Origin of the sequence: Kitasatospora sp. NPDC057542 (assembly GCF_042801945.1) — a bacterium.
GTDB lineage: Bacteria > Actinomycetota > Actinomycetes > Streptomycetales > Streptomycetaceae > Kitasatospora.
On the sequence record NZ_JBHVFE010000493.1, the window covers coordinates 1 to 6,487 of the forward strand.

The 6,487-nt window shown below is 72.1% G+C and carries 5 protein-coding genes; 2 read left to right on the top strand and 3 right to left on the bottom strand.

Annotation, left to right across the window (positions count from 1 at the left end):
* Positions 1-74: 74 nt before the first annotated feature.
* Positions 75-560 (bottom strand): ribose-5-phosphate isomerase, encoded by a 486-nt coding sequence (locus ACFU7Y_RS37555; RefSeq protein ID WP_224283484.1) that lies wholly within the window; start codon positions 558-560, stop codon positions 75-77.
* 70 nt (positions 561-630) lie between these two features.
* The gene (locus ACFU7Y_RS37560) at positions 631-1,230 is read right to left on the bottom strand and encodes a biotin transporter BioY (protein ID WP_224283483.1); all 600 of its coding nucleotides are present in this window, start codon (positions 1,228-1,230) and stop codon (positions 631-633) included.
* A gap of 266 nt (positions 1,231-1,496) precedes the next feature.
* On the opposite strand from ACFU7Y_RS37560, the gene ACFU7Y_RS37565 reads away from it, so the two are divergent.
* The gene (locus tag ACFU7Y_RS37565; protein ID WP_224283482.1) at positions 1,497-2,921 is read left to right on the top strand and encodes an amino acid permease; all 1,425 of its coding nucleotides are present in this window, start codon (positions 1,497-1,499) and stop codon (positions 2,919-2,921) included.
* Positions 2,922-3,002: 81 nt separating this feature from the next.
* Here ACFU7Y_RS37565 and ACFU7Y_RS37570 read toward each other — a convergent pair whose 3' ends face one another.
* Positions 3,003-3,635, bottom strand: coding sequence for a DsbA family protein (locus tag ACFU7Y_RS37570; protein ID WP_224283481.1), 633 nt, complete (start codon positions 3,633-3,635; stop codon positions 3,003-3,005).
* 226 nt (positions 3,636-3,861) lie between these two features.
* Here ACFU7Y_RS37570 and pepN point away from each other — a divergent pair, with 226 nt between their 5' ends.
* On the top strand, positions 3,862-6,441 hold the full coding sequence (pepN, locus tag ACFU7Y_RS37575) for an aminopeptidase N (protein ID WP_380771037.1): 2,580 nt from the start codon (positions 3,862-3,864) through the stop codon (positions 6,439-6,441).
* The last annotated feature ends 46 nt before the right edge of the window (positions 6,442-6,487 follow it).

Here is a 6,487-nt window from a genome sequence, read left to right on the forward strand (position 1 = left end):
ATCCAGGCCGGCGGGGCCGAGGGACAGGCGAAGGCGCTGGACAAGGCGTCCGGGGACGAGGGTGGGTGGCGGGATCAGCCCTGCGGGTGGTGGGCCGGGATCGGCGGGAGCTCGCCGGTGGTCTCGTACTCGCTCAGCATCTCGATCCGGCGGGTGTGCCGGGGCTCGCCGCTGTACGGGGTGCCGAGGAAGACCTCGACGAACTTGGTGGCCTCCTCCAGCGTGTGCATGCGGCCGCCGATGGAGATCACGTTGGCGTTGTTGTGCTGACGGCCGAGCTCGGCGGTCTGCACGCTCCAGGCCAGCGCGGCCCGGACGCCCTTGACCTTGTTGGCGGCGATCGCCTCTCCGTTGCCCGAGCCGCCGATCACGATGCCCAGGGCATCCTCGTCGGCGGCGGTGCGCTCGGCGGCGCGCAGGCAGAACGGCGGGTAGTCGTCCTCGGCGTCGTAGATGTGCGGCCCGCAGTCGACCGGCTCGTGGCCGGCCCCCTTGAGCCACTCCACGAGGTGGTTCTTCAGTTCGTATCCGGCATGGTCGGAGCCCAGGTACACGCGCATGCCATGAGTGTGGCATGCGCGTGCGCCCGGGCCCGACAACGGGGCGCCGGCAGGGGGTCGGCCGGGTGGGTCAGCGCCGGCCGAGCAGCTTCCAGGCCAGCGGCAGGGCGCCGGCGGCGAAGGCGGCCTTGAGGGCGTCGCCGACCAGGTACGGGTAGAGGCCGAGCTCGGCGGCGCGGGCGAGCGACACGTGCAGCGACAGGGCGAGGTACGGGACGCCGACCGCGTAGATGGCGAGGCTGCCGAGGACCATGGTGACGACGGTGTTGACCGGGGTGCGGTCGGCGCCGCGGCGGGCCAGCGCGCCGGTCAGGGCGGCGGCGAGGACGAAGCCGAGCACGTAGCCGAAGGAGGCCATCGCCCAGCCCGAGGTGCCCTCGGCGAACCAGGGCAGGCCCGCCATGCCGGCCAGCACGTACAGCACGAGCGAGGCGACGCCGCGGCGGGCGCCGAGCGCGGTGCCGACCAGCAGGGCGGCGAAGGTCTGGCCGGTGACCGGCACCGGCGAGCCGGGCACGTTCACCGACAGCTGGGCGGCCAGGCCGGTCAGCGCGGCGCCGCCGGCCACCAGGGCCAGGTCGCGGGCCTGGGCACCGAGGCGGGTGGAGGCGGCGGGCAGCAGGTCGGCGAGGACGGCGCGGCGCGGTATCGGGGTGGTGGCAGTGGCCATCGGGGCTCCTCCGTGAGAGTCCAGGTGAGTGAACACCTGTGAACCTACGCGGTGATCCACTGGGCGAACGGCACGGTTTCGGACAAACCCCCGCCCTCGGGCGTTGTCGGAACCGGCCCGGAACAACTCCAGGTCACAACATGATCACGGTAGGTTTCGGCGCGGTCCGCATGGTGGGCCCCGATCGAACATCCTTGGCATGGACAGGGGTGCCACCGGATATTGGACAGCTCATGCCGCATACCGCACAGTCTGGAACCACCCCTATGGCCCCTACTTCCGCGCCTTCGGCGACCGGGACCCCTGACGGCACCCAGCCGGCCGCAGCGCCGGCACCGGGTGGCCAGCAGCTCTCCCACGGGCTGAAGCAGCGCCACCTGTCCATGATCGCCCTCGGCGGCGTGATCGGCGCGGGCCTCTTCGTCGGCTCCGGCGCCGGCATCGCGGCCGCCGGACCGGCGATCATCCTGGCGTTCGCGCTCTCCGGCCTCCTGGTCATGCTGATCATGCGGATGCTCGGTGAGATGTCCGCCGCCCGCCCCGCCTCCGGATCGTTCTCGGTGCACGCCGAGAAGGAGATCGGCCCGTGGGCCGGGATCACGGCCGGCTGGATGTACTGGGTGATGCTGTGCTGCGGCGTCGCCGCCGAGGCCACCGCCGCCGGGAAGATCGTCAACGGCTGGATACCCGGTGTCTCCGCCTGGATCTGGGTCGGCCTGTTCATGGTCTTCTTCTGCGCCAGCAACCTCACCGCGGTGAAGAACTTCGGCGAGTTCGAGTTCTGGTTCGCCGCGATCAAGGTCGCCGCGATCGTCACCTTCCTGGTCCTCGGCGGGCTCGGCATCGCCGGCGTGCTCGGCCCCGGCGCCCCCGGCACGACGAACCTCACCGGCCAGGGCGGCTTCCTGCCCAACGGCGTCGACGGGCTGATCGTCGGCCTGCTCGCCTCGGTCTTCGCGTACGGCGGTCTGGAGACCGTGACCATCGCCGCCGCCGAGTCCGAGGACCCCAAGAAGAACGTCGCCAACGCCGTGCGCACCGCGGTGTGGCGGATCGCGATCTTCTACATCGGCTCGATGGCCCTGGTGGTCACCCTGGTCTCCTGGAAGGACCCGGCGGTCGTCGCCGACGGCCCGTACGTCACCGTGCTGCGCCACCTCGGGGTGCCCGCGGCCGGAACGATCATGCAGGTGGTGGTGCTGGTCGCGCTGCTGTCCGCGATGAACGCCAACATCTACGGCGCCTCCCGGATGGCGTACTCGCTGGTCGGCCGCGGCCAGGGCCCCAAGGCACTGGCCAGGGTCAGCGGCGGGGTGCCGCGCATGGCCGTGCTGGCCTCCTGCCTGTTCGGCTTCGGCGCCGTGCTGGCCGCCAAGTTCTGGCCGGCCACGGTGTTCACCTGGCTGATGAACACCACCGGCGTGGCGATCCTGGTGGTCTGGCTGTTCATCTGCGCGGTCCAGCTGCGGATGCGCCGCCGGCTGGAGCGCGAGGCTCCCGAGCTGCTCACCGTGAAGATGTGGGGCTTCCCGTACCTGACCTGGATCGCGATGGCCGCGGTGGCCGGCATCCTCGCCCTGATGACCACCACCGAGGGCAACCGCGAGCAGCTGTACGCGGCCGGCGTGCTGGTCACGGCGCTGGCCGTCGCCGGGCTGCTCAAGCAGCGCCGGGACGCCGCCCTGCGCTGACCTTCCCGTCCCACGCACGGCGAGGGCCCGGTACCGAGCGGTGCCGGGCCCTGCCGCGTTTCCGGAGCCGTTCCCCGGGACTTACTCGAAGGACGGGCCGTCCGTGCGGGTGCGCTTGATCTCGTAGAAGCCCGGGGTGGAGGCCACCAGCAGAGTGCCGTCCCACAGCCGGGCCGCGGCCTCGCCCTTCGGGGCCGGGGTCACCACCGGGCCGAAGAAGGCCACCCGCTCGCCGTCCACGCCCTCGACCGCGATCACCGGGGTGCCGACGTCCTCGCCGACCAGGGTGATGCCCTCCTTGTGCGAGGCGCGCAGGGCCTCGTCGTACGCGTCCGTGCCGGCCGCGTCGGCCAGCTCGGCGGGCAGGCCCGCGGCCACCAGCGCCGCCGCCACGGTCTCCCGGTTCTGCGGCAGGCCCTGGTTGTGGAAGCGCACGCCCAGCTCGGTGTAGAGCCGGCCGAGCACCTCCGGACCGTGCTGCTCGGCGGCTGCGGTGCAGACCCGCACCGCGCCCCAGGCGTTGTCCAGCATCTCCCGGTAGTTCTCCGGGAGGTCCCGGTGCTCGTTGAGCACCGACAGGCTCATCACGTGCCAGTGCACGTCGACCGGACGCAGCTGCTGGACCTCGATCAGCCAGCGGGAGGTCATCCACGCCCACGGGCAGGCCGGGTCGAACCAGAAGTCGGCGGTCTTGCGCTCAGCGGCAGTCGTCACTGCGTGTCGTCCTTCGTGAGTGGTCCGAGACAGGGAGGAGTCCCACCCCGGCAACGCCAACACCCGCCCGACACCGCTGATTCCGGTCCTGGCGCGACGGCCTGTGCAATGGTACTGACGACACGGGGCGTGAAAGGATGGCACCGCGTGCGCGGAGCACACCTCGCGCCGAGACCGCACCACCCACAGGCGCACCACCGTGCGAGCCGGACAAAGGAGTACCGCCGTGCCGGGCAAGAACCTCAGCCGCGACGAGGCGCAGCAGCGGGCCAGCATCCTGGCCGTGGACGGCTACCAGGTCCGGCTGGACGTGACCTCGGCCCCTGACCGGGAGGCCGGCACCTTCCGCTCCACCACCACTGTCACCTTCCGCTGCTCCCAGCCCGGTGCGGACACCTTTCTCGACCTGCTCGCCCCCGCCGTCCGCTCGGTCACCCTCAACGGCCGCGCCCTCGACCCGGCCACCGCCTACGACGGCGCCCGGGTGCACGTCGACGGCCTGGCCGCCGAGAACGTGCTGACCGTCGAGGCGGACTGCGCCTACAGCCGCACCGGCGAGGGCCTGCACCGCTTCGTCGACCCGGTGGACGGCGAGACCTACCTCTACACCCACTACGAGCCGGCCGACGCCCGCCGGGTGTTCGCGAACTTCGAGCAGCCCGACCTGAAGGCCCCGTTCACCTTCACCGTGACCGCCCCGGCCGCCTGGGACGTGTGGTCCAACGCCCCGCACGAGAACGTCACCGAGCAGGACGCCACCGGACAGGACGGCAGCCGCACCTGGGAGTTCGCGCCGACCAAGCCGATCTCCACCTACCTCACCGCCGTCGTCGCCGGCCCGTACCACGTCGCCCGCGACCACTACCGCCGCGAGCTGGCCGACGGCACCGCGCTGGAGATCCCGCTCTCCGCGATGTGCCGCCGGTCGCTGGCCCCGTACTTCGACGCGGACGAGATCCTCGGCGTCACCAAGCTCGGACTCGACTTCTTCCACGAGGAGTTCGACTACCCGTACCCCTTCGGGAAGTACGACCAGGCCTTCGTTCCCGAGTACAACATCGGCGCGATGGAGAACCCCGGCTGCGTCACCTTCCGCGAGGAGTTCGTCTTCCGCTCGAAGGTCACCGACGCCGCGTACGAGGGCCGGGCCAACGTCATCCTGCACGAGATGGCGCACATGTGGTTCGGCGACCTGGTCACCATGCGCTGGTGGGACGACCTGTGGCTGAAGGAGTCCTTCGCCGACTTCATGGGCTCCTACGGCCTGATCGGCGCCCGCACCCGCTACTCCTCGGCCTGGGTCACCTTCGCCAACCAGCGCAAGGCCTGGGCCTACCGGCAGGACCAGTTCCCCACCACCCACCCGATCACCGCGGACATCCGGGACCTCGAGGACGCCAAGCTCAACTTCGACGGCATCACCTACGCCAAGGGCGCCTCCGTCCTCAAGCAGCTGGTGGCGTACGTCGGTTCGGAGGCCTTCTTCGAGGGTGCCCGCCGCTACTTCAAGCGCCACGCCTTCGGCAACACCGAGCTGGGCGACCTGCTGGAGGTGCTGGAGGAGACCAGCGGCCGGGACCTCAAGGCCTGGGCCGCCGCCTGGCTCCAGACCTCCGGGGTCAACGCGCTCACCCCGCAGGTCACGGCCGACGCCGAGGGCCGGATCACCGAGCTGGCCGTGCTCCAGGACGGCGACGTACTGCGCCCGCACCGGATCGCGGTCGGCCTGTACGACCGGGACGCCGACGGCGCCCTGGTGCGCACCGGGCGGATCGAACTGGACGTCACCGGCGCCCGGACCGTCGTCACCGAGGCCGCCGGCCTGCCCCGTCCGGCGCTGGTGCTGCTCAACGACGACGACCTGACCTACTGCAAGATCCGCTTCGACGAGGACTCGCTGGCGAACCTGCGCAGCGGCCTCGGCGACATCCGCGACGAGCTGGCCCGCGCACTCGCCTGGTCCGCGGTCTGGAACCTCACCCGGGACGGCCTGATGCCGGCCCGCGACTACGTCGCCCTGGTGCTGCGCTTCGCCGGCCAGGAGGGCAACATCGGCGTGCTCCAGTCGCTGCACGCCCAGGCCAAGACCGCCGTCGACCTGTACGCCGACCCGGCCTGGCGCGGCGAGGGCGGCCGGCTGCTCGCCGACGGCGCCCTGCGCGAGCTGCGCGAGGCCGTCCCGGCCAGCGACCACCAGCTGGCCTGGGCCCGCTTCCTCGCCCAGACCGCGGGCGGAGCCGAGCACCTCGGTCTGGTCCGCGGCCTGCTGTCCGGCAGCGCCCGGGTCGACGGCCTGGAGGTCGACCAGGAGCTGCGCTGGTCGCTGTGGCTGGCGCTGGCCGCAGCCGGCCAGGCCACCGACGAGGAGCTGGCCGCCGAACTGGCCGCCGACAACACCGCGAGCGGCAAGCGCCACTACACCCAGTGCCTGGCCGCCCGGCCCACGGCGGAGGCCAAGGCCGCCGCATGGTCGGCCGTGATCGACTCGGACGAGCTGCCGAGCGCCCTGGTCGAGGCCAACACCGCGGGCTTCTCGATCCCCTTCCAGCGCGACCTGAGCGCCCTCTACGCGGCGCCGTACTTCAAGCTGCTGGAGCGGATCTGGGCCGAGCGGACCATCGAGATCGCGATGCGGATCGTCGGCGGCTTCTTCCCGATCGCCCAGACCGACGAGCAGACCCTGGCCGAGGCCGACGCCTGGCTCGCGGGGCACCCGCAGGCCGCGCCGGCGCTGCGCCGCCTGGTGCTGGAGCGCCGGGACGACCTGGACCGCGCGCTGCGGGCGCAGGCCTGCGACCGGGCCTGACGGACCGTACGGCCCGACGCCGTGGGCCCCGGCCGATCCTGGAACC

Excerpts from the sequence above, each read along its gene's own strand:
- ACFU7Y_RS37555 (WP_224283484.1), bottom strand. The coding sequence starts at position 560 with ATGCGCGTGTACCTGGGCTCCGACCATGCCGGATACGAACTGAAGAAC.
- ACFU7Y_RS37560 (WP_224283483.1), bottom strand. The coding sequence starts at position 1,230 with ATGGCCACTGCCACCACCCCGATACCGCGCCGCGCCGTCCTCGCCGAC.
- ACFU7Y_RS37565 (WP_224283482.1), top strand. The coding sequence starts at position 1,497 with ATGGCCCCTACTTCCGCGCCTTCGGCGACCGGGACCCCTGACGGCACC.